This window comes from Rohdeia mirabilis (assembly GCA_007750655.1).
Lineage (GTDB): Bacteria > Planctomycetota > UBA1135 > UBA1135.
This window is the reverse complement of the sequence record CP036290.1, coordinates 2,290,625-2,313,771: the sequence shown is the minus strand read 5'-3', so window position 1 is coordinate 2,313,771 and position 23,147 is coordinate 2,290,625. Positions and strand designations below refer to the sequence as shown.

Below are 23,147 nucleotides of genomic sequence, written 5' to 3'. Positions count from 1 at the left end.
TGACTCGACTTGGCGCTCGGGTTCGGTGGTTCGAGATCGTGACCGCGCCGTCAGGGCGCCGCGGGCGTGGGCTCGTGCGGGACGCCGAGCGCAGCCAGCCGTTCGCGCACACGGACACCGCAGCGCGGCAGCACGAGATCGGGCGCGATCTCCGCCAGCGGCGCGAGCACGAACGCGCGCTCCTCGAGCCGCGGATGCGGAAGTTCGAGGCGCGCGTCGTCGACGATGTGGTCCGCGAACAGGAGCAGGTCCAGGTCGAGACTGCGCGGGCCGTCCTGGGTCGCGCGCGTCCGCAGACGACCGGTGCGCACCTCGAGTTCGAGCATCAACGCGAGGAGGTCGTGCGGTGTGCGCGACGTCTCGAGCTCGGCCGCTCCGTTCAGGAACGCCGGCTGCCCCACGGGTCCTCCGACCGGTGCGGTGCGGTGCCAGGACGAGCGCGCAACGACGCGCACGCCTTCGGACGCGTCGAGCGCGCGCAGCGCCCATTCGAGCGTCGCCCTTCTCGGCCCCACGTTGGCGCCGAGGGCCACGAAGGCGCGCTTGGCGGCGCCGCTGCGCTGCGGCGCGTCGTTCGCTCGCGCGGTCGTCATGCGTCGGTCCGCGGCACGCTCGGCGTGTCGTTCGAGCCGCCGTTCCGCCCGTCGCGCAGACGTGCGAAGAGGCCCAGCACGACGAAGCCGTTGAAGGCCAGGAACAGGACGGGAACCGGAGCGAGGTACAGGAGGAACGCCGCGAACACGATGCCGACCAACTGGAAGAACGAGAGGCGGTCGAACGAGATCAGGTTCGCGAAGTGCGGATAGCGCACGTGCGTGACCATCAGCAGCCCGAGCAGCGGCAGCACCATCAGTGCGACGCGCGGCATCCACTCCAACAGCCCGGCCACGGCCGTCGGGTCGTAGTCGATGCCCTGGAGGAAACGCCGCGTCGGCGTCGGCGTGCCCTCGTTGGCCTCGAGCTCGGGATGCGCGAGGATCAGGTAGAGCCAGATGATCGAGGCCACCGCACCGGCAGCGGCGGGCGACGGCAGGCCGGAGAAGTCGTCCTTGCGGCGCGCGCGCGGCGGCGGACCGTCGCTGGCCGTGTCCGCCTCGTCGTCCGCCGACGGCACCGGCAGTGCGCGCCCGTCGCGTGTGGCGGAGTCCTCGAGGTTGAAGCGCACGAGGCGCAGGATCGCCATCAGCGCGAAAGCTGCCGCCGCGAGGAAGTGCACGCGCGCGTTCCCGAACGAGCCGTGCAGGGCCTCCTCGTGCTCGATCAGGATCTTCGCGAGCAACGCCGGCGCGACCCCGAAGGTCAAGGCGTCCGCGAACGAGTCGAGCTGGGCCCCGAACGCGCTCGCACTGCGCGTCAGCCGGGCGGCAAACCCGTCGAGCACGTCGAAGACCATGCCCGTGAAGATGAGCGCGCAGGCCACCTCGACCTTGCGGTAGAAGAGCAGCGGATCCCCACCCGAGTGCGCCAGCGCGTCGATCCCCTTCGCCAGCGCGAGAAGCCCGCAGAACGCGTTCGCGAGCGTGAGGATGTTGGGCAGGAGGTGGACGCGCTTCACGAGTGCTTCGTCGACGGGGAAGATGGGCGCGTCCGGCGGAGCGGCTCCGTGGGCGCGCGGGGGGGAGGGATGGTACTTCCCAGGCGCTGCGCGACCAGGCTCGGCCCCGCCGCCCGCCCACTTCCTCGTGGCCCGCAGCCTCCTTGGGGGCAACGACTTGGCGTCGAACCACGGATCCGGTCCGTGCTCCCGACCGTCCACCGGCACTGCGCAGGTCGGAGACTGGAGTCCTCGCTGCCGCCCCATGGCGCGCCGCCCCGTCCGCGTCGCCCTCGCTCCCTCCCCCGATCCCCCACCCTGCGAAGCACCGTGCACCGCGAACGACGCGCCGACCGATCCGACGCCCGACCGACTCCGGCCACCCTGGGGGTCTGGTCGAAGGCGCTCGTACTCGCGCTTCTCGGCCCCCTCTTCGCCGCCCTCGGAGCGCAGGACGCCGCGGCCCAACTGACGGGCCTCGAACTCGACTACCGGCACGGGCGACTGGGGACGCGCATCGAGTTCGCCCTCCTGGGAGCTCCGGGCGACGTGGTCGTGCTGCTGCCCTCGGGCACGTCCGGTCCGACGCCACTCAACCTCGTCGATCCGGGTGACCCGCGCGTGCTCTCGGTCGGGCTCGACCTCGTCAGCCAGGTCAGCATCCTCTTCCTCGATCCGACCGGCTTCGGCCTGGTCACCTACTCGCTCGCCCCACAGCCCGGTCTGGTCGGTGTCCAGATCTACGCCCAGGCGGTCGCACTGAGCCAGAGCTTCCCGAGCCCGCCCATCTTCGGGGCCGTGTCGAATCCGGCGCGCACGACGCTGCTGCTGCCCGGCTCGTCGTCCCTGACGGCCGGCGCCATGAACGCACCGCGCCGCTACCACACCGCGACACCGATCCCCGGCGGTCCGGTCGAGAGCGAGCGCGTCCTGCTCGTCGGCGGTGAGAATCCGCAGACACCGTTCGGCGCGCGCCAGGACTGGGAGATCTACGAACCCGTCACCGAGCGCTTCATCGGCGGAGGAACGCTGCTCGAGCGCCGCACGCGCCACGCCGCGGCCACGCTCGCGGACGGCAGCATCCTTCTGATCGGCGGCGTCGGAGGCCCTTCCGGCAAGCCGATCGCGAGCGTCGAGCGCTACCTGCCGACGCTCGACGCCGTGCAAGCCGCGTCACCGATGTTCCACGCGCGCGTCGATCACACGGCGACCACGCTGAACGATGGGCGCGTCCTCGTGGTCGGCGGCTTCGCGGGTCCCTACGCCCTCGACGACCCGATCGGCTATCCCGACAGCTTCCTGGGCGACCTGGGCGGACCGACGCAGTTCGCTCCACAGGCCGAACTCTTCGACCCTCAACTCGGCACGTGGACCCCGATCCCGAGCATCGGCCCGCGCGCCGGCCACGACGCCGTCCTCCTCGGCGACGGCACGGTCCTGATCGCGGGCGGCGTCGTGCCCACCCCGCTCGGCGTTCCGACCGCGACCGCGACGTGCCTGATCTTCGATCCGATCAACGGCACCGCCACGCCGACGTCGAGCCTGCCCAGCGCGCGCAGCTACGTCAGCCTGTCGCCCGCCCAGGCTGGCGACGCCCTCCTCGCCGGCGGCGGCGCCGTGACCTCCGGCGGTCCCCAGGCCACGATCGACCCGGTCAACACCGCCACGCTGCGCTACACGCTCGTGACCGGCCAGTGGGTCCCCGTCGCCATCGAGCCCACCACCGTCGCGCGCGCGCTCGTGCGCTGCATCCAGATGCCGAACGGGACGATCCGCTACATCCGCATCGAGAAGCCCGACGGACGCGTCGACCCCACCACCGCCGGCACCGGCCCGCCGCGCGTGCACGTCCTCGACCAGACCCTGGGCGTGTGGGTGCTCGACGGAACCCTTCTCGACCGCCGCCCGGGCATGCGACTCGTCGACCTCGGACCGAAGACCCGCTTCCTCGTGACCGGCTCCTCGCTGACGCCCCTCGTCCCGCCCCCTCCCGGCCCCGACCGCAGCGCCGAGGCGTACCCCTTCTAGTACTGTCCTCGCTCATTGGTAGAGGGCACGGACCGAGGGGCTCCCCTCCGCCTTCCCCTGACCCCTCAGGCTGCGAGACACAGCGGATCCATCCAGTACAGGTACTCCTGCGGCGTGTACCTGCGCGTCGCGAGTCCGAGCACCTGCGCCGCGCTCACCCTCTGCCGCTCGGCCGGCTCCGACCGCCACCCGTCGACGTAGTTGCGAAAGCCCGTCGTGATCGCGATGTGATCGGCCAGTCGCTCGCGCTTCTTCGCCGCCGCCCAGGTCTGGCGCACGAGCCGCGACACCAGATCGCGCAGTCGAGCGAGCGTGTGGTTGATCGGGAAGAGCGGGTTCCTGTTGCCGCGTTCACGCCTTCCGTCGATGCGCGTGTGCTTCAGCCGGTCGCCGAATTCCCGCTCGAGCGCAGTGCAGTAGCTGCTCTTCTTGTCGGTCGTCACCTTCACCTCGCCAGCGCGGGCGAAGCGACCGAGGGCCTCGACGGTGCGCTGCACGGCCTGTCGCGAGCCCGAGCGCCGCACCCCCTCGACGGCCTCGATCCGCTTCAGAACCGCCGCTTCGCCCTTCTTGAGCGGCTTGCGCGCCGGCAGTGTCTCGACGTCGGTGTGCACGATGAAGCCGGTCTCGACCTCGATCGCGACGCAGCCGGTCAGCGGCTTGAGCTTGCGATGCTGTTCGTAGGTCTCGAGCTCGTCGAACTGAAAGCGTGAACCGAGGCCGCCGCGCGCCCGGGCCAGCTGGAGCCGGTGCTCGTGGAAGCGGCGCGCGTGCGTCGCCAGGAGCCTCTGACGGCGGGCGACGTGGGAGCGGCTGAGCTCGTAGTTGCGGCCCATCTTGCGCAGCGTCGTCTTCGAGTTCGCGGCGACGAAGTTGGGCAGGACAGTCTCGGGACGCCGCAGTCGATAGTCCGTGCGGAACGTCTGCGTCGAGAACGAGCGCCGACAGGTCAAGCACTGGAAGCGCTGGACGTCGAGGCCGTCGACCTTGCGGTAGAAGGTTCCGCGATAGGTCCACGGGAACGGTGTACCGAGTTGATGGGCCGGGCACTCTTCACGCGGGCAGCGCGGGGGCACGAAGTCCTTGTCGCGCAGTTGGAGCTGAAACGGGTATCGCATGGAGGAAGGACCCCCTTGGAGCGCGATCGGTGTCGGCTCCGCGCGAAATTCGTTACCAATGAGCGAGGACAGTACTGGGGCGGAGACCGAGGTAGGGTTCGACGGTGGCTTCGCCCACTTCGCCCACGATCCCGAACTGGAGCAGGATCCGATCCTCGTCGTTCGCCGGGCGCAGCCGAAAGAACTGTTCCGTCGCCGACCGCGTCAAGCCGCGCACGTCGTGCCACCGCTCGGGGTCGTAGTCGCGCACCCGCTGGTCGCTTCGGTGGAACGGATCGAGCAGGAGTTCGCGCACGTTGCCGAGCGTGTCGTAGAGACCGAAGGCGTTCGGCCGGCGCGAGGCGACGGGAGCGGGGCCGGGCAGGAGTTCGCCGGCTCGGCTGAGCACTTCGCACTCCATGAACACCGCTTCGAGCGACGTCGGATCGAGCGCGACGAAGCCGTCGGCGTCGAGCCAGCTCGGGTCGATCTCGAACCACTGCGGTCCGGCCGCACCTCCGCGCGCAGCGACGAGCCATTGGTACTTGGTCGGAAGCGTCAGTCCACCGTGCTCCAGGACCTCGAGAGCCCGTTCGAAACTGACGCCCGTGATCGGGAGGTCGCCGTGCACATCCTCCTCGCTGAGTCGCGCCCAGTGGTCGCGCGTCATCTCGGTCGTCGCGATGAGGAAGGCTCCGACGGCCTCGGCGTCGAGACCGGCGGCGACATCGATCGGATGCAGGTCGCCGGCCAACTGGGTGTGGCGCGACGGATCGAGGAGCACGAGTTCGAGGCCGCGTTCCGAACGCCCACCGCGATCGTCCCCCGCCACCAGTCCTTCGAGGCGCGCGAGCGAGGCGGTGGGCAGGTGCTCGAAGCGCCGCAGGCCGTCGGGACCAGCGGGAAGCTCTCGCAGATCGTCCTGCGCTCCGGGTGCTCCGGCAGCGCGTTCGCGCAGGTGCGCCAGCGCATCGGCACGAGCGAGGCGTCGGCGGACGCGATCGAGGGTGCCGGTTCCGGGCGCGGCGAAAGCTTCGAGACGCTCGACGAGCGCACGCCGCTTGCCGAGGATCCAACCATCGGTGCTGTCGACGGCTGCGGCACCTGAGCGCGATTCCTCGCGTTCCAGCTCGGCGCGCGCGGCGTCCAGACGGGCGGCGTGCTCGGCGCCGCGCTCGAGGAAGGCGCGCAGGTCGTCCGCTCGTTCGGGTGCCGCCGGCCACAGGACGTGCGCCTCGCGCTCGAGGTCGTCGAGGCGCTCGAGGTCCATGAAGCGACCCGCGAGCTGCTCGCTGCGAAAGCGCGCGAATGCCGTGGTTCCGAAGGAGAGGAGCGCGACGACGAGTCCCGCCGCGAGTACCGCCAGGGCGCGGTGGCGCAGCACCCACTTGCGCGCGGTCGCGATGGCTCCCGACTCGTAGGCGTCGACCACGCGACCTTCGAGGAAGGCGCGCAGGTCGGCGACGAAGGCGGAGACATCGGCGTAGCGCTTGCTCGCGTCGCGACGCATGGCCAGTTCGCAGATGGCCACCAACTCACGACTGTGCTTCGCGTCCGAGGCCAGCAGCGGCGTCGGGCCTCCGTGCCGCAGGGCGGCCAGCGTGCCCTCCTGACGATCGCTGTAGGGCGGACGGCCGCTGAGCACGTGGTAGAGGATCGCGCCCAGCGCGTAGACGTCGCAGCGCGGGCCCTGCCGGTCGAGCTGTCCGAACGCCTGTTCGGGCGGCATGTACGCGGGCGTGCCGACCACGTCGCCATCGTGGGTGAGGAAGGGCTGGTCGGTCTCGAGCGCGCCGCCGTCGCGTGGGTCGGCGTTCGCCGCGCCAGCACCGACGCGATCGGAACGGACGGAGCCCGTGACTCCCGTGCCGGCGGGTTCGCGGTCCTCCAGTCGCTGCGAGGCACCCGTCTCGAAGGCGCGCTCGCGATCGACCAGGTCCACGTCCGCGGAATCGACCGAACGACGGTGGTCGGACGTGCGCTTGCTCTTCACCTGGGCCAGGCCCCAGTCCATCACGAACACGCGACCGAACGAGCCGACCATGATGTTGTCGGGCTTGAGGTCGCGATGGACCACGCCGCGCGAGTGCGCGTAGGCCACGGCCTCGGCGACCTTGACGAGGACGTCGAGCACGCGCGGCAGCGACCACTGCTCGTCGCCGCTGTGCAGGTGGTCGACGACGGCGGTGAAGGTCTCGCCCTCGACCAGAGCCATCGTGAAGTAGGCGCGCCCCTCGTCGTCGCGACCGAGTTCGTGCACCGGCACGATCGCGGGGTGCTCGAGTTGCGCCGTCACCTGCGCCTCGTCGAGGAAGCGCGTCAGCGCTCGATCCCCCGCCGGCCCGGGGATCGCGCGAACGACCTTCATCGCCAGTCGTCGGTGCAGGTGCTCGTCCTCGACCTCGAAGACCACCCCCATGCCGCCCCGTCCGACTTCGTGGTGCACGCGATACCGCCCGGGTTCGTGGACGCCGTCCACCACGGCGCCGAGCGCGGGCGGACGCCCGCCGTCGCGCGCGCCAGGCGCCGCGCGATCGGAACGTCCGTCGCCGCCGTCGACCGCCGCATCCACGCCACCGGCGGCCTCGAGCTGGCTCCAGAAGGCCTCGAGTCCGCGCAACGCCTCGAGCAGATCCGCGCGGCCGCCGGCGAGCGACTCGAGCTCCACCGGTCGCCCCGCGTCGACGGACTCGAGCCAGCGGGCGAAGAGTTCCTCCGCCTCGCCGTCGAGCGGCGCGTCCTCGAACGCGTCGGGCTCTGCGTCCCGACTCACGGGGCTGCTCTCATCGATCGGCTCCCATCGCTCGCGGCGCGATCGACCGCTGTCACCGCGACTCGCTTCCGGACGTCGGCTCGGCGCCAGCGACGAGCTTCATGAGACTGACGCGGGCGCGGGCGTGGAGCATGCGCGCCGCGGCCGCGCTCGGAAGGCGCAGTCGTCCGGCCACGTCCTCCCAGCTCGCTCCCGTCTGACGCGCCGCGAGGACCTCGCGATGGTGCGCACTGAGGCGCTTCATCGCGACCGCCAACCGATCGCCGAGTTCGCGGCGCGAAACCACCTCGGACGGTGTGGGCGCGTCCTCGTCGGAGAGCTCCGGCACGCCGGTCGCGCGCTCACCCGACGGTGAGCCGTCGATCCGCACCTCGCGGCCGCGATCGCGCTTCGCCGCACGGTGGAAGCGCGCCAGCTCGCGCAGTCGGTTCTCGACCAGCGTGGACAGCCAGCGCACGAAGGCGGTCTCGTCGCGCATCTCGAAGCGCTCGAAGCCCTCGAGCACCTCGACCATCGCCTCCTGGACCATGTCCCCCGAGTCCAGGTCCTGTCGCAGACCGGGCCCCATCCGCCGGCGGACCAGGGCGCGCACGCGATCCTGGTAGCGCGCCAGCAGATCGGCCAACGCCTGGGGGTCGCCGGCCTGGGCGCGGTGCACCAGATCGAGGGTGCGTTGCATGGGCGGTTCGGGGTCCACGCTGCGATCCTACGGCACGCGCGCGTCGAACGGGTCCGCCCCGCCCTAGCGGCTGGTGCTGCGGAACACGAAACGCCCGTCCACGATCGACAGGGTGCCGAACGTGTGTCCGACGAAGCCCTCGCGACGCTCCGTCGCCGGGTCGAACTCGTGCGGGTCCTCGCGATCGAGCCCCCAGCGCAGCGCCTCGGCGATCTCGACCAACGTGCGGTTCGACTCGACGGTGAGGTTGAAGGCGTTCGTCGCACGCGCCCCCAGAGGTTCGAGCAGTTCGGCGACCCGTGCGGCGGAGGCGTCGGAGGAACGCGCGAGGTCCTCGGCCACGGTCTCGATCTGCGTGCCCACGACGAGGGCCGTGTCGGCGATGCCGAACCAGGTCCACAGGCCCGGAAGACCCTCGAAGCCGAAGAGGGTCCGTCCGTCGACCACGATCTCGTCCAGCGGGACCTTCTCGCCGGACTGTTGCTCGATGGACCACAGCAGACGACGCAGCGCCTTGGACACGCGCTCGCCGTTGCGCAGCTCGAACGCGGTGGTGCCTCCGACGCCACCGTTCTCCGCCGCCGGATCGTTCTCCTCCGTCAGCGTCAGGCGTTCGAGACTCGCGCGGCGCCGGGCCTCGTCGCCGCTCGTGTAGCTCACGACCTGTCCGGTGAACTCCTCGACGACGAGCTGGAGCACGTCGAACCCGGCGAACTCCTTCGTCTCCGAGAGAGCGGCGAACGGCCCCATGGCCTCGGGCGGAACGAAGTCTTCGACGAAGCTCCCGACCACGTCGGCCGCACGCGCCAGGTCCATGCCCATGAGCCGCACACCGATGGCGTCCGTGGGGATGCGCCGTGCGAGCGCCGCGGGCATCGACCAGCCGAGCGTGCCCGCCAATGCACCGAGAACGCCGCGCTTCGGCACCGTCGCGCGCAGCTCGAGGTCCATGGCCTCGCCTTCACCGATGTGCATGCGAACGCCGAGCCAGCGCACCTCGTCGAGCGCCAGCTCCTCCATCAGTCCGTCGGGCAACGAAGGATCCGTGGCCGACTCCTCGATCACCCACTCCAGCGCGTCGCTGAACGAGAGCGCGAGGCGCACGTGCGCGGGCCCGTCGAGCTCGGCGCGGGCAGCAGCCAGCGTCTCGGGCAAGTACCCGTGCGATTCGTCCGTCCTCTCGCGGTAGCGCCGAGCGAGGCGGATCAGTTCCCTCTGGGCGGCTCCGGCCCCGTCCGCCTCGACCAGAACGAGGAGGTCCTCGCGACAGGCCAGGAACGACGTGGCCGCGCCCCCCGGACCGAGCTCGAGCGGCGCCACGTCGAAGGCTCCCGCGCGCGTCCAGTCGAACTCGTGACCGAGCACGACGGCGACGCGTTCCACCAGTTCGCGCGACCCGCTCGGCACGTGCGTGACGACGACGAACGTGCTGGGTGTGCCGGCGCGCGACAGCGCACCGCCGTGGCCGTAGCACAGAACCGGTTCGCGCAGCTCGCGCACGGCCTCGTGCAGCACGAGTGCTTCGATCGGAACGCCGTCGCGATCACCGCTCACCGGATCGGCGCTCATGACCAGCCGCGCGAGCGCACGCGGATCCGTGTCGGCGCCGAGGAAGGGCTCGACCAGCGACGCGAACGGCTCGACCGACATGAGGTCGACCGCGATGCCCTCCGGCCCCAGCATCAGGTCCATCCAGCTGTTGCCCGCCAGAGCGGCGTGCAGCTCGGCCGGACTCTCGATCTCGACGAGCAGGTGCGCGTCGGGCGCGACCAGGTGGGTCAGTCCGGACCGTTCGGTGGCGGCAGCGACGGGAGCCGGTGCGTCCTGGAGCGCGACAACGAGGGCGAGGGCGGCGAGCATGGCTTCGGGACCCGAGGCTCTCGGATCGTGGTCGTGCGCCCCGCTCGAAGTGGAACCGTTCGGACCACGCAGGACGACTGGACAAGTGGGCGGGCGGAATGCGACGCGCCCCGGACCCGCTGAGCGGACCCGGGGCGCGTGACGATACCGACCGCCGCGATCGCTGTCCCTAGCGAACGCCCAGGTGCAGGCGCACGCCGCGCGGAGTGCGCTCGAGGACCTGGGTCGCGTGTCCGGTGAAGCGCGTGCGAGCCTCCTCGCCGAGCGCTCCCAGGGCCAGCAGCTCGCGCGGGACCTCGCCACCCTGCATCGCGGCCAGCGCGCCGAGCCCACCGACGGCCTCGAACATGCTGCCGAGCCACGGACCCGTGCTGGTCACGTCGACCATCATCGCGTTCGGGTGCTCGTCGAACGCACGGCGCAGCGCCGGGTCGTCGAGCGCGGACGGACCGCTCTCCGCGCCCGAGGGCGTCAGCGCCGCGAGCACGGTGTCGCGGTCGTACCCCAGCGCGCACGCGTCGGCACCGAAGGCGAAGAACATGTCGCCGGTGGGCAGTGCGACGCGCTTCAGCGAACGACCGCCGCGCGTGAGCTCCTCGATCGGCAGCGGCTCCTCGGACATCTCCCCGGCGAACGCGAGGGCGTCCGAGACCGCCGCTTCGAAACGCCGAGCGTTGCGCAGGCCCACGACGACGGTCGGCTCGAAGCCGAACAGCGAACCGCTCGCGAGGTCGTCGCCGGCCGAGCGCAACGAGGGATACTCGACGACGGCGAACTCGCCGCTCAACTGCCCCACCAGGTCCTCGAGCGGATCGAAGCCGAGCATCTCCGGCAGGGCGTCGAGCTGTTCCTCCATCGCCAGCGCGTCGTCACCCGCGTACTGGCCGACGAGGTCGAGCACGAGGTCCGCCATGCCGCCCACGTCGAAGCGCAGCGCCGAGGCGCGCAGCGCACCTTCGGAGAAGCGCTCGAGGAAGTGCGTCGGAACGCCGCCGCTGGCGAGGTCGAGCATCTGCGACATGACGCAGTCCTCGGGCACCTGCATCTCGATGTCGAACGACAGGCTCTCGCCCTCGCCGACGTGCAGGCGCGCCGCGATCCAGCGCATGTCGAGCAGGCCGAGGTCGGCCACGAGCGCCGACGGGTCGAAGGGCGCGTCGCCGGAGAGGGCCGCGTCGAACGCGTCGAGTCGCAACGCGCCCATGATCGGGACCAGGTCGACGAAGAAGCGGCACTGCCCGAGTCCCGCGGTGGCGGCCGCGGACTCGATCCAACGCGGGTTCTGCGACAGCTTCTCGCACTCCTCACCGGCCGCGAGAGCGGTCAGGCGATCGAGCTGGAGGAGCGCGCGCTGACTCGAGTCGGCGCCCACGAACACGACGTGGCGACCGTCCTGGACCACGAACGCGTTCTGCCCCTCGAACGGCCCGTCGGTCTCGGTCGCGACCTGGACGCCGGAGCGTTCGCGCCACACCGGCGGCTGGTCGAAGAGGCCTTCGAGGCGCTTTACAAAGGGCTCGATCGCACCGCCCGGCTCCATCACGACGCCGAAGCCCAGGCCCTGTCCCGGGCCCGGACCGCCGCTGGCGTAGATCGTGAGCGAACCGCGGTAGCCGCGCAGGAACTGCCACAACAGGACCGCTTGCGCCGGCACCGAGTCGACCACGTCCTGGTCCAGTTCGGTCGTCGATCCGAGCAGCTCGAACAGCGCGGCGAGCTCGAAGCCGGGAGCGGTCTCGGCCTCCATCAGCTCGACGAGTCCGGTACTCGCCAGGGCACCGTCCGGTCCCATGACGAAGCGGAAGTAGTCGCTGGCCGCGACCGCGTCGTGGAGTCCGGCGACGCTCTCGACGTGGACGACGAAGAAGGCGTCCGCGGGCACGAGGTCCAGGGAGTCCTGGGCCCAGGCGACGGGCGCCGACGAGAGGAGGAGGACGGACAGGGCACGCAGGGCGCCGTGGGTGGTGGTCAGCATGGCGGGTCGGATCGCGCCCGATGGAGCGGGCGACGTGGGTGTTCGTCCTCCGTCCATCGGCCCCGACGACGCTCGGCTGCAGTCGAACCCAGATTGCCGAGGACCCACGGGCGCACGTCCGCGGCGACGCCTCGCGGCCCCGCCCCGCGGCGACGCGCTCGAACCTCGCCACCGAACGCGATCCACCCCCGCCCGCTGCCGAAGACCCTTCCGTGGCACGCGCACCGCCCTCGCGCCCGGCCCACACGGGGCGCGCGGGCCCCGGGACCGCTATCCTGCGCCCCCATGAGCGAGATCGAGAGCATCCACGGCCGGGAGATCCTGGACTCCCGCGGCAACCCCACCATCGAGGTCGAGGTGTGGCTGGAGAGCGGCGCCCACGGCCGTGCGGCTGTCCCTTCCGGTGCGAGCACCGGCATCCACGAAGCGCACGAGCTGCGCGACGGCGAGGGGCGCTACGGCGGCAAGGGCGTCCTGAAAGCGGTCGAGAGCGTCAACGACGAGATCGAGCGGCGCCTGCTCGGCTTCGACGCCTTCGAGCAGACCGCGGTCGACGCGGCGATGATCGAGCTCGACGGCACGCCCAACAAGGGGCGCCTGGGAGCCAACGCGATCCTCGGCGTGTCGCTGGCGAACGCGAAGGCGGCGGCGATGGAAGCCGGACTGCCGCTGTACCGCTACCTCGGCGGTGTCGGCGCACGCGTCCTGCCCGTTCCGATGATGAACATCCTCAACGGGGGCGAGCACGCCGACAACAACGTCGACCTGCAGGAGTTCATGATCATGCCGTTCGGCGCCACGCGCTTCCGCGAGGCGCTGCGCATGGGCACCGAGGTCTTCCACGCGCTCAAGGGCGTCTGCAAGGACCGCGGACTCAGCACGTCGGTCGGCGACGAGGGTGGCTTCGCCCCGGACCTGGGTTCCAACGAACAGGCGATCGAGCTGATCCTCGAAGCGATCGAGAAGACCGGCCTGGCCCCCGGGGTCGACGTGAAGATCGCGATCGACGCCGCTTCGGCGGAGTTCCTGAGGGACGGCAAGTACGTGGTCGAGGGCCGCGGACTCTCCGCCGAACAACTGGTCGACCTGTACGCCAACTGGTGCGAGAAGTACCCGATCTTCTCGATCGAGGACGGACTCGACCAGGACGACTGGGAAGGTTGGGTGGCGCTGACGGAGCGACTCGGCGATCGCGTCCAACTGGTCGGCGACGACCTGTTCGTGACCAACGCCGAGCGTCTGATGATGGGCGTCGAGAAGGGCGCGGCGAACTCGGTCCTGATCAAGGTCAACCAGATCGGCACGTTGACCGAGACCCTGGACACGATCGCCATGGCGCACCGCGAGGACTACACCTGCGTCATCAGCCACCGTTCGGGCGAGACCGAGGACGTGACCATCGCCGACCTCGCCGTCGCCACGAACGCCGGCCAGATCAAGACCGGCGCGCCCTGCCGCTCGGATCGCGTCGCCAAGTACAACCAGCTCCTGCGCATCGAAGAGGATCTTCACGGCGCGGCCCAGTTCGGCGCGCGCACGTTGTCCTGAACCACAGCTCGTCCCGAGTCGTCGCCGCGCGGGTTGCCGCGTCCGCGACCGAGACATCGACCACGAACCGTACGTGACCCCGCCCCGCACCACGCCCACCCCCCGGCCGAGCGGGACGTCCGCCCCGGGCCTGCGGCGCGCGCTGGTCGGCACGGCGACGGTGGTCGGCGACTGGCTGCCGATCGTGGGCGCCTGCGGCCTGCTCGCGCACCTGTCGCTGCTGGGCCTGCGACCGGTGCTCGCCGAACGCGAGTTCCTCGAGGACCGGCGCGTGCGGATCGCGGAAGAACATTCGGAACTCGAGGCCGACCTCCGGGCGCTCGAGCGCTACGAACGCGCGCTCGACGATCCGATCTTCCGCGAGCGACTGCGCTGGCAGTGGCGGCTGTCGGCCGGGACGAGTCGCGCGGGCGAACCGGACCTCGAGGGGACGCGAGCGCAGGACACGCGCGCGCTCGACCCGGCAGGTGGACTCGAACGGTTCGAGACCGAGCGGTGAGCTGGTTGCGACAGGGTGCCCGGGCCGCGCGGCGCGACAGGCCGACGACGGGCGCGACGCGCGCAGGGCACGTCGTCCTCGGCGCGCCGGTGCTCGTCGTCGCCGCGTGCTCGGCGCTGCTCGCGGGCGGCGCAGCACTCGCCCCCACCACCCCGTCAGCGGTCGTCCAGATCGAAGGTTCGCTCGGGAACGCGACCCGGGTCCCGGTCGACGAGACCGCGACGCGCGCACTCGCGGCCGCCGACGAGATCCTCGCCGCGGTGCGCGAGTCGGACGGCGACACGCGTCCGATCGGCGCCTTCTTCGACGCCCTCCTGGCCGCGGTCGGACCGGGGCCCCACGTCGCTGCATCCGCCGAACGGCGCCCGGTTCCGGCCGCCGCGCCGCCCGGAACCGCGCTCGAGCCCGATCGCATCTTCGAGGATCCGGCCTGCGCGTTCGCCCGTCGCATCGCCTGGCTCGACGCCGACGAACGCAGCGCCTGGCGCGCGCACACGCGCGCCCTCGGCGAACGGGCGCTCGCGCGCGCCGGCGCCGATCCCGTGCGACTGGCGGGCATCGAACGCCACCTGCCGGGAACCGAGTTCGCCCTCGTCGCGACCCTGCGCCTCGTCGATCTCGAGACCGCGAGCGGACGTGCGGCGCGCGCGTCCGGTTGGCTGCGCCGCGCCGGCGAAGGACTCGTGCTGCTCGAGGACGACGCACAGCTCGCGGCGCCCTTCGCGGCCGCGATCGAACGACGCGCCGCGGCGCTCGACGCGTTGATCGCCGCGGCGCGCTCGAGCCCCGCACGCCGTCCGTCCGACGCCGCCAGCACGTGGAACGCGGTGGAATCGACCGGTGCCGTGCTGATCACCGACAGCCTCGGCCCGTCGTCGCGCGCCGCCGGTCTCGACCCCGGCGTGGGACTCTTCAACGGACTCGTCGCGCTCGACGACGGGCGCTGGTGCGTGCAGTCGGCCGGTCGCGTGCACCTGGTCGACGTGGACGTGCCGCGCGTGGTCGGACGGTTCGAGCCGGCGCTGCTGCTCGAACCGACGATCGGCTCGCCGCCCTTCCCCTATCCGACGAGCGAAGCGCCCGGTTGGCACCTCGTTCCCGCCACGGACGGGCGCGACCTGCTCCTGGTCGAAGGACGCAGCCGCGGTCGTGCGTCCGGATCGAACGCTCTGTTGCGCGTCGCGCCGCCGCCGCGCGAACGGGCCGTGACGGGCACGACTCCGGAGGAGGCCCTGCTCGCGCGCGCCGTCTGGGCCCGGTCCGCCGGCGGGCACGCACGCGTCGACGGAACCGTCGTCCCGCTCGAGGAGTTGGCCGGTGTCGAGTTCCAGCCCGGACCGCTGGTCCTGGGCGGCGACACGTGCGTCGTCTCGCGCCGGCGCGGGGTCGGCGAGGTCGAGGCCGGCATCGACGTGCTCGAGTGGCGCACCGGCGACGTGCGCGCCCAACGGGTACTCGCCGTCGGCCGCGAGCTCGAACCCGAGGACGCGCGACCGGGTGCGGCGGTCGGACGCTCGGCGAACTCGCCGCTCTCGGCCGACGGCACGCGCGTGCTGCTCTCGACGAACCTCGGACTCGTCGCACTCGTCGACAGCCTCGACGGTCGCCTGATCTGGGCCCTGCGCACCCAACGGCGGGCCTACGACAGCGACGCGCGCGGCCGCGGCTGGACCGGGATCCGAGCCGTCCACGACGGGTCGCACTGGTACTGCGCGCCGGCCGACTCGGACCACCTGTACACCCTGCCCCAGGGGCCGTGGATCGCAGAACTCGTCGGCCCGGCCCTCGGCGCGCGCGCCAGCGGCGGCAGCGGTGTGGCCCTGATCGCGCCCCCGCTCGAGCGCGGCGACGCCCTCTTCCTGGGAGCCGTGCTCGCCCGGGGAACCGGCCCGGTCGGCGGCAGCGAGGCCCGGCTCGTGGCCGCCGTCCGCGCCGGGCCGCGCCAGTCCCTCGCACTGGTCGACCCCGCGCGGGCCGAGACGCGACCGGGGGTCTACCTCCCCCTCGGCGAGGCCCTGTGCGAGGGAATCGCCGGCCTGGCGGGCGGGCGGCGGATCCTCGCGGCGGGCGAGCGGCACCTCTATCTGTTCGACGGCTCGCGCGAGCTCTTCCTCCTTCACCAGGACGCCTTCGAGGACCCGCGCGCGCCGCGCCCCCGGGGTCGCACCCCGGCGCTGGGCGGTTCGGTCCACGTCGTCGGCGATCGGATCGGCGTCCTGTCGGCCGACGCGCTGCTGCTGTTCGGACCGACGGGCGCGGGCGAGGGACCGCGCTAGGTCGGCCGTCCGAACCGCGATCGAACACGCGGCGTCGCGCTCGGGCGTCCCGGGGCGCGATCCGCCCCGTTCGAGGACCGCGCGTCGCGTCCGCGGGGTCCGCGCGAGCGAAGGACGGGTCGCGCGGCGCGTGCTTCCTTGGTCCTCCCGCCCCGACGTGCGATCCTGACCGGCCCCGCAGCGAGCTTTCCTCACTCATGAGCCCGACGAACACAGACTCCGCCACGCCGTCCTCCGGTGACGCCTCGAGCCTCGCCTCCCTCGACAAGCTCCGCGCCGCGCACCAGCGCCTGCGCACGGAGCTCTCGAACGTCATCGTCGGCCAGCACGAGGTCGTCGACCAACTGCTGCTGGCGATCCTGTGTCGCGGGCACTGCCTGCTCGAGGGCGTCCCGGGCCTCGCGAAGACGCTGATGATCTCGAGCCTGGCGCGCACGCTCGAGCTGTCGTTCAACCGGATCCAGTTCACGCCCGACCTGATGCCGTCGGACATCACGGGCGCGGACCTCTTCCACATCGATCCGGAGTCGGGCCAGCGCTCGTTCCGCTTCGCGAAGGGTCCGCTGTTCGCGAACGTGGTCCTGGCCGACGAGATCAACCGCACGCCGCCCAAGACGCAGGCCGCGCTGCTGGAGTCGATGGTCGAACGGCAGGTGACCGCCGGCGGCACGCGCCACGAACTGCCCGATCCGTTCTTCGTCCTCGCGACGCAGAACCCGATCGAGCAGGAGGGCACGTACCAACTGCCCGAGGCCCAGCTCGACCGCTTCATGTTCATGATCCGGGTGCCCTACCCGACCAAGGACGAGGAACGCGAGATCCTGCGCCGCACCACGGGCAACGCGGTCGGCGAGCTGACGGCGGTGCTGACGCGCGACGAACTGCTCGAACTCCAGCGCGCCGTGCGCGAGATCCCGGTCGGCGACCACGTGCTCGACTACGTCCTCGCCCTGACGCGCGGCACCCGGGTGCGTTCGGACGAACCGCTCGAGTTCCTGCGCGAATGGGTCAGTTGGGGCGCAGGACCGCGCGCCAGTCAGTTCCTCGTCGTCGGTGCGAAGGCGCACGCGGCGATCGCGGGGCGCGACCACGTGGCCGTCGAGGACGTGCGCGCGGTGGTCAAGCCGGTGCTGCGCCACCGCATCGTGACGACCTTCGCCGCGGGAGCCGAAGGCATCACCTCGGACTCGCTGCTCGACAGGCTGGTGCAGGAGGTCGATCCGGAAGCGGTCGTCTCGGGCACGGCCGGCGTACGCGCCTCCTGACGCACGCCGCGCCGCACCACCCGCTCGATGGCCCGTCCCAATCCCCTCTCCGCGTCCTCGCTCGACCCGGCGGTCCTCGACCGCTTGTCGAAACTGTCGCTCGTGGCCCGATCCGTGGTCGAGGGCTTCATGGCGGGTGCGCACCGCTCGCCCCAGCGCGGCGCGTCGGTCGAGTTCGCCCAGCACCGCGAGTACGTGGCGGGCGACGACCCGCGCTTCATCGACGAGCGCATCTTCGCGAAGACCGGACGCCTGGTCGTCAAGGAGTTCATCGAGGAGACCAACTTCTCGTGCTACGTCGCCGTCGACGCCAGCCGCTCGATGGACTTCGGCACGGCGGGTCGCACGAAGCTCGTGTATGCCAAGTGGTGCGCGGCGGCGCTGACCTATCTGATCCTGCGCAGTCGCGACTACGCGGGCCTCGTGATCTTCGACGAGAAGCTGCGACGCGAGGTCCCGCCCGGCGGCGGCGCGCCGCAGGCGTTGACGCTCTTCCGCGAACTCGAGGCGACCCAGGCCGGCGGCGACACCCACGTGGGCGACCTGTTGATCGGCCTGTCGGAACGCCTGCGCCGGCGCGGCATCGTGATCGTCATCTCCGACTTCTTCGACGACGCCGATCGCATCGTCGACGGCGTCCGGCGCCTGCACATGGCCGGCCACGAGCCGATCCTGTTGCAGGTGGTCGATCCGGCCGAGCAGGACTTCGCGTTCGACGGCCACCTCAAGCTCGAACCGCTCGAGTCCGGCGAGACCTTGAAGATCGACGCGCGCACCGTGCGCGACGCCTACCTCGACGAACTGCGCAAGCACACCGAGACGCTGGCCTCCGGCTGCCGCGCGTTGGGTGTGGACTTCGTGACCATGTCGACCGCCACGGCCCTCGACGTTGCCCTGTCCGCCTTCCTGTCGCGTCGCATGGCGCGCCGCACCAAGCGATGAGCGACAGTACCGGGATCCAGCGATGATCGACGGGTTCGCCAATCCCGCGCTCGCGTTCGGAGCGTTCCTGGCCGTCGTGCCGCTCGTCATCCACCTGCTCAACCGCCGGCGCCACCGGCCGTTGAGCTTCGGTGCGATGCGGTTCGTCATGGCCGCGCACAAGCGCACGCGGCGCCGCGCGCGGCTCGAGAGCCTGTTGCTGCTCCTGCTCCGCATGCTCGCGGTCGGTCTGCTCGGATTCGCGCTCGCGCGGCCGTTCGTGGGCGGCGACTCCCTGCTGACCGGACTCGGCGAGCGGCGACGCGACCTCGTGCTGATGGTCGACACGTCGGCCTCGACCGACTACCGCGAAGGTCTGGGCAGCGTCTTCCAGTCGATCGTGGCGCGCGCGCGCGACCTGACCGAGGAACTGGACGAGTCGAAGGGCGACCGCGTGCGCCTCATCCTGGTGGACGACGCCCCGCGCCAGGCCAGCGGCCGTTCCGTGCGCGAGGCGCTCGCGGTGATCGACGCGCTCGAGGCACCGTCCCCCACCGCCGCGGACCTGGTCGGTGCACTGGCACTGGTGACCGAGTGCATCGACGAGTGGGGTACCGACGTCGAGGTGCGCCTTCTGACCGACATGCAGCGGGGCACCTTCCTCGAGCGCGGCGGTGCGACGGACGTGGCGGGTGCGGGGTCGAGCGACGTGACGGACGGCGACGACGCGACCGAGGTCGGCGCGCGCCCCCGCCTCGGTCCGGCACTCGACCGACTGGAACAGCGCGGAACGCGCCTCGTGGTCGAGGACCTCGGCTCCGGCACCACGCAGCCCGCGAACGCCGGCGTCGTGGGCCTCGAGGTGCTCGGCCCGGCGCCCTCGATCGGCGCACCGGCGCGCGTCGAGGTGACCGTGCGCAACTTCGGACCCGATCCGATCTCCGCACTGCGCGTCGCGCTCGCGGTCGAGGACACACGCCTTCCGGTGCAGGCCGTCGACATCGCGGCCGGAGCGACCGCGAGCACCACCTTCACCGTGCGCTGGCAGGCCTCAGGTGCACGCCGACTCACGGCCTCGATCGCCGCCGACGGCCTCGCGGTCGACGACGAACGCAGCCGAGTCGTCGAGGTCGCACCGCCCGTGCGCGTCCTGCTCGTCAACGGTGCGCCGAGCGACGACTCGATCGAATTCGACGAGGTCGGCCTGTTGGCGGCCGTGCTCGCGCCGCCGGCCGAGGCGGGCTTCGCGCTCGAGGGCACGGCGCCGTTCGAACCGCGCATCGTCCTGCCCGCCGAGCTGGAGGCCGGCAGCGTCGAGCTCGCGAGCGCCGATGTGATCTGGCTCGCGAACGTGTCGCAGGTGTCCACGCGCACGATCGACCGACTCACCGACTGGGTGCGCGCGGGCGGCGCACTGGTCTTCTCGATGGGCGACGCGATCGCTCCCGCCACGTTCGGCGAACGGCTGTTCTCGGACGACGGGACGGGACTGTTGCCCGCGCGCCTGCTCGGCGCGCGCGCCGTGTCGGACCGTCGCCGCGAGTACTACCGCGTCCAGTCGTTCGACGCCGCGCACCCCGCGCTGCGCTTCTTCGCCGACGAGCGCTTCCGCCGCCTCCTGGTCGAGGTCCCGATCTTCGAGTACGTGGCCTGCGTGCCGTTGCCCAACGCGCGCGTCCTCATCGACCTCGACGACGGTGGCGCGCCGCTGCTCGTCGAACGGGACTTCGGCCGCGGGCGCACCTACCTGTTCACCACGTCGATCGACCCGGCCTGGACGCGCCTGCCCCAGTCGCCGAAGACGCTCGTGCCCCTGGCGCACGAGTGGCTGCGCTTCGCCGCGCGTCGTCCGCTCCCGCCCGTGAACGTGGAGATCGGCGACACGCTGGTCGTCGAGACGGACGGCTTCCCGCGCCAGCCCGTGGCCATCCTGCCGGACGGTCGGCGACGCGAGATCGACGCCGAGCCCGTCGACATCGAAGGCGAACGCTGGTCGCTCGTGGTCGAGTCCGCGGCGGACGTCCCCGGCATCTGGAGCGCGGAGGTCGCGGGCGAGATCGTCGCGCACTTCGCGGTGGGCTTCGACGCTTCCGAGGGCGACCTCGTGCGCTACAGCGGCGGCGAGCTCGAGTCCGTGCACCCCGCTCTGATCGCTGGCCGTTCGGTCGGTGAGGACCGCGCCGAGGCCGGCGCGTCGCAGGGCGCGAGCGGCGAGCTGTGGCGTCCTCTGATCGCGCTCGTCCTGGCCTTCCTCGTGATCGAATCGCTGTACTCCGCCTTCATCGGTTCGCGCCGCAGGGGGACCGCCTGATGTTCGCGCTCCAAGATGCGCTCGGCGAACTGCGCCCGACCGCCGAACTGCGCTGGCTCGACCTGCCGCCCGCCTGGGTCGTCGGACTCGTCGTGCTTCCGGCACTCTTCGCGCTGGCCTGGTTCTGCTACAGGTCCGAACCCGTGCGCCCCGGCGTGCGCTGGACGTTGACCGGACTGCGCTTCGCCGCGCTGGTGGCGGTCGCGGCGATCCTCGCGCGCCCGGCGCTGGTGCGTTCGCAGGAGGAGGTCCTGAGCCCCGAGGTCATGGTGCTCCTGGACGATTCCGCCTCGATGCGTCGCTCGGACGCCTACGCGGACGACGAGGCGGCGCGGCGCGCGATCGCCGACCTCGGCCTCGGCCCCGACGCCTCACGACTCGACGTGGCCACGCGTCTGCTCGATCGCGGCTTCACGGGACCGCTCGCCGATCGCGGCTGGGTCGTGAACACGCTCGCGTTCGACCGCGAGACGCGACCGGTCGACGGCACCGAGGCGCTCGACGCGCGCGGCGACGCCACGCACCTGGGCGACGCGATCACGACGGCCGTCTCGCGCTACCGCGGTCGCCACCCGGTCGCGCTGCTGGTGCTCACGGACGGTCGCAGCAACGGCGGCGCCGACGTGCTCGAGGGCGCGCGCGTCGCGTCCATCGCGGGCCTCGAGGTCCACAGCGTCGTCGTCGGGGACACCCGCCCGTTGAAGAACGCCGTGCTGGAGCTGGTCGAAGCACCGGCGTCGGCGCTCGAGGGCGACGAACTCTCGTTCGCCGTGCGCGTGCAGGGTCGCGGCGCGGCGATCGGACGGCGCGTCGAAGTGCTGCTCGAGGAAGTGACCGAGGCCGGCACGCGCGAACTGCTCGACAGTCGCGAGGTCGAACTCGAGGCCGCCGGACGCCGCGTCGTCCTGGTCGCGCCGCCCGGTCCCGGCGACGCCGAGTCCGGTGAACGGCGACTCGAACTGACCGTTCCGCCGCTCGAGGACGAGACTCTGGTCGACGACAACTCGGCCAGCGTCGCCGTGCGCGTCTCGCCGGAGAAGGTGCGCGTGCTCTACGTCGAGGGCTACCCGCGCTGGGAGTACCGCAGGCTCGCGCTCGACTTCCTCAAGCGCGCCGAGAAGGACATCGAGTTCCAGGCCTGGCTGCAGGAGAGTTCGCCCGGCTTCCCGCAGGAGCACGGACCGGGATCGAAGCCGCTCGAACGCCTGCCCACCACGCGCGAGGAACTGCTCGACGCGTACGACGTGGTCATCCTCGGCGACGTGAACCCGTACCGCCTCTTCGACGACCCCGCCGACGGCGAGGCCTTCGCCGCCGCGCTGGTGAGCTTCGTCGAGTCGGGCGGTGGACTCATGTTCCAGGCGGGTGAACAGGACAACCCGCGCGCGCTGCTCGGCACGCCGCTCGAGGACCTCTTGCCGGTGATCGTGGACACGAGCGAGGACCTGTTCTTCGAGCTCGACACGACCAAGCCGTTCCGGCCGGTGCTCGAGAACGCGTCGGTCCCCCACGAGATCGTGCGGCTGCACCCGGACCCGGACACCAACCGCCGCCTGTGGGAGGACGAGGACGGTCTGCAGGGCGTGTTCTGGTATTCGGGCGTGACGCGCGCCAAGACGTCCGCGGACGTGCTGCTGCGCCACCCCAACGACGAGAACCGCTTCGGTCGCCGGCCGCTGCTCGTCGCCGGCTACTACCCGCAGGGGCGCACGCTGTTCCTCGCACTCGATTCGACCTGGCGCTGGCAGTGGCAGTACGGACCGCGCTACTTCGAACGCTTCTGGAAGAGCGCGATCCGCTGGTTGTCGCTGGGTCGCCTGCGATCGGGCGACCGCCGCGTGCGCCTCGAGACCCCGCGCTCGCGCTACGGTCTCGACGAAGCGGTCCCGCTCGAGGTGCGACTGCTCGGACCCGACTGGCGCCCGTCCGAACAGGAGAGCGTGCGCGTCGAGATCGAGGACGAGAGCGGCGAACAGCGCAGCGTCGTGCTCGAGGCCGACCCGGGGCGACCCGGCACGTTCGGCGGCGAGATCGACCTCGACCAGCCGGGGACCTACGGGGCCTGGGTCGAGACCGAGGGTCGGCGCGCAGCGAGCGTGGCCTTCGAGGTCGTCCTGCCCTCCAAGGAGAACGCGGACCCGACCCCCGATCCGGCCCTGCTCGCGGCCGCGGCGCGCCTTTCCGGCGGCACTTCGGCCGTCGTGGGCAGCTGGCGGGACGTCCTCGCGGCCTTCGACGAGGGTCGCGAACGCCGCGAGCCGATGAACTCCTCCCTGGAGGACTTCTGGGACCGTTGGAGCGTCCTGCTCGGCATCCTCGCCCTCCTGGCGACCGAATGGCTGGTGCGCAAGCGCGCCGAGCTGCTCTGACCCGCTCGTCCC

The 23,147-nt window shown here is 71.8% G+C and carries 15 protein-coding genes; 8 read left to right on the top strand and 7 right to left on the bottom strand.

The genetic code is table 11. The features are described 5' to 3' along the window. Positions 1-50 precede the first annotated feature (50 nt). Together folK and Pla163_RS08585 are read right to left on the bottom strand one after the other, a co-directional pair. Complete coding sequence (gene folK, locus Pla163_RS08590) at positions 51-593, bottom strand: 2-amino-4-hydroxy-6-hydroxymethyldihydropteridine diphosphokinase (RefSeq protein WP_145186567.1); 543 nt, start codon at positions 591-593, stop codon at positions 51-53. Next, positions 590-1,555: a CDP-alcohol phosphatidyltransferase family protein gene (locus tag Pla163_RS08585; RefSeq protein ID WP_419186466.1), complete on the bottom strand. Its 966-nt coding sequence runs from the start codon at positions 1,553-1,555 to the stop codon at positions 590-592. Before Pla163_RS08585 ends, folK begins: the two co-directional genes overlap by 4 nt. Before the next feature lie 309 nt (positions 1,556-1,864). On the opposite strand from Pla163_RS08585, the gene Pla163_RS08580 reads away from it, so the two are divergent. After that, positions 1,865-3,562: a Kelch repeat-containing protein gene (locus tag Pla163_RS08580; RefSeq protein WP_145186561.1), complete on the top strand. Its 1,698-nt coding sequence runs from the start codon at positions 1,865-1,867 to the stop codon at positions 3,560-3,562. 65 nt (positions 3,563-3,627) lie between these two features. Here the strand turns inward: Pla163_RS08580 and Pla163_RS08575 are convergent, their stop codons facing one another. From Pla163_RS08575 to Pla163_RS08555, 5 genes are all read right to left on the bottom strand, one after another. After that, positions 3,628-4,680, bottom strand: a complete 1,053-nt coding sequence (locus tag Pla163_RS08575) for a hypothetical protein (protein ID WP_145186558.1) — start codon at positions 4,678-4,680, stop codon at positions 3,628-3,630. A gap of 52 nt (positions 4,681-4,732) precedes the next feature. Beyond that, positions 4,733-7,432, bottom strand: a complete 2,700-nt coding sequence (locus tag Pla163_RS08570; RefSeq protein ID WP_145186555.1) for a bifunctional serine/threonine-protein kinase/formylglycine-generating enzyme family protein — start codon at positions 7,430-7,432, stop codon at positions 4,733-4,735. A gap of 52 nt (positions 7,433-7,484) precedes the next feature. Beyond that, the gene (locus Pla163_RS08565) at positions 7,485-8,111 is read right to left on the bottom strand and encodes a sigma-70 family RNA polymerase sigma factor (RefSeq protein ID WP_145186552.1); all 627 of its coding nucleotides are present in this window, start codon (positions 8,109-8,111) and stop codon (positions 7,485-7,487) included. Between the two features lie 63 nt (positions 8,112-8,174). Further along, positions 8,175-9,971: a hypothetical protein gene (locus Pla163_RS08560; RefSeq protein ID WP_145186549.1), complete on the bottom strand. Its 1,797-nt coding sequence runs from the start codon at positions 9,969-9,971 to the stop codon at positions 8,175-8,177. Between the two features lie 169 nt (positions 9,972-10,140). Then, positions 10,141-11,946 carry a hypothetical protein gene (locus Pla163_RS08555; protein ID WP_145186546.1) on the bottom strand — a complete coding sequence of 602 codons (1,806 nt, stop codon included), beginning with the start codon at positions 11,944-11,946 and terminating at the stop codon, positions 10,141-10,143. Positions 11,947-12,231: 285 nt separating this feature from the next. Between Pla163_RS08555 and eno the strand changes: the two genes are divergently transcribed. The 7 genes from eno to Pla163_RS08520 all read left to right on the top strand — a co-directional run bounded on the left by eno (position 12,232) and on the right by Pla163_RS08520 (position 23,135). Continuing rightward, entirely contained in the window at positions 12,232-13,494 is a 1,263-nt protein-coding gene (gene eno / locus Pla163_RS08550) for a phosphopyruvate hydratase (RefSeq protein ID WP_145186543.1), read from the top strand. Between the two features lie 73 nt (positions 13,495-13,567). Further along, a complete protein-coding gene (locus tag Pla163_RS08545; protein ID WP_145186540.1) occupies positions 13,568-13,993 on the top strand; it encodes a hypothetical protein in 426 nt (141 codons plus the stop codon). After that, positions 13,990-16,269 carry a hypothetical protein gene (locus Pla163_RS08540; protein WP_145186537.1) on the top strand — a complete coding sequence of 760 codons (2,280 nt, stop codon included), beginning with the start codon at positions 13,990-13,992 and terminating at the stop codon, positions 16,267-16,269. Before Pla163_RS08545 ends, Pla163_RS08540 begins: the two co-directional genes overlap by 4 nt. Positions 16,270-16,466: 197 nt before the next feature. Beyond that, positions 16,467-17,534 carry an AAA family ATPase gene (locus tag Pla163_RS08535; protein ID WP_145186534.1) on the top strand — a complete coding sequence of 356 codons (1,068 nt, stop codon included), beginning with the start codon at positions 16,467-16,469 and terminating at the stop codon, positions 17,532-17,534. A 27-nt stretch (positions 17,535-17,561) separates the two neighbouring features. Further along, positions 17,562-18,476 carry a DUF58 domain-containing protein gene (locus Pla163_RS08530; RefSeq protein WP_145186531.1) on the top strand — a complete coding sequence of 305 codons (915 nt, stop codon included), beginning with the start codon at positions 17,562-17,564 and terminating at the stop codon, positions 18,474-18,476. A gap of 22 nt (positions 18,477-18,498) precedes the next feature. After that, positions 18,499-20,766: a BatA domain-containing protein gene (locus Pla163_RS08525; RefSeq protein WP_145186528.1), complete on the top strand. Its 2,268-nt coding sequence runs from the start codon at positions 18,499-18,501 to the stop codon at positions 20,764-20,766. Next, positions 20,766-23,135, top strand: a complete 2,370-nt coding sequence (locus tag Pla163_RS08520; RefSeq protein WP_145186524.1) for a hypothetical protein — start codon at positions 20,766-20,768, stop codon at positions 23,133-23,135. Before Pla163_RS08525 ends, Pla163_RS08520 begins: the two co-directional genes overlap by 1 nt. The last annotated feature ends 12 nt before the right edge of the window (positions 23,136-23,147 follow it).

Excerpts from the sequence above, each read along its gene's own strand:
- folK (WP_145186567.1), bottom strand. The coding sequence starts at position 593 with ATGACGACCGCGCGAGCGAACGACGCGCCGCAGCGCAGCGGCGCCGCC.
- Pla163_RS08575 (WP_145186558.1), bottom strand. The coding sequence starts at position 4,680 with ATGCGATACCCGTTTCAGCTCCAACTGCGCGACAAGGACTTCGTGCCC.
- Pla163_RS08565 (WP_145186552.1), bottom strand. The coding sequence starts at position 8,111 with ATGCAACGCACCCTCGATCTGGTGCACCGCGCCCAGGCCGGCGACCCC.
- Pla163_RS08560 (WP_145186549.1), bottom strand. The coding sequence starts at position 9,971 with ATGCTCGCCGCCCTCGCCCTCGTTGTCGCGCTCCAGGACGCACCGGCT.
- Pla163_RS08555 (WP_145186546.1), bottom strand. The coding sequence starts at position 11,946 with ATGCTGACCACCACCCACGGCGCCCTGCGTGCCCTGTCCGTCCTCCTC.
- eno (WP_145186543.1), top strand. The coding sequence starts at position 12,232 with ATGAGCGAGATCGAGAGCATCCACGGCCGGGAGATCCTGGACTCCCGC.
- Pla163_RS08535 (WP_145186534.1), top strand. The coding sequence starts at position 16,467 with ATGAGCCCGACGAACACAGACTCCGCCACGCCGTCCTCCGGTGACGCC.
- Pla163_RS08530 (WP_145186531.1), top strand. The coding sequence starts at position 17,562 with ATGGCCCGTCCCAATCCCCTCTCCGCGTCCTCGCTCGACCCGGCGGTC.
- Pla163_RS08525 (WP_145186528.1), top strand. The coding sequence starts at position 18,499 with ATGATCGACGGGTTCGCCAATCCCGCGCTCGCGTTCGGAGCGTTCCTG.
- Pla163_RS08520 (WP_145186524.1), top strand. The coding sequence starts at position 20,766 with ATGTTCGCGCTCCAAGATGCGCTCGGCGAACTGCGCCCGACCGCCGAA.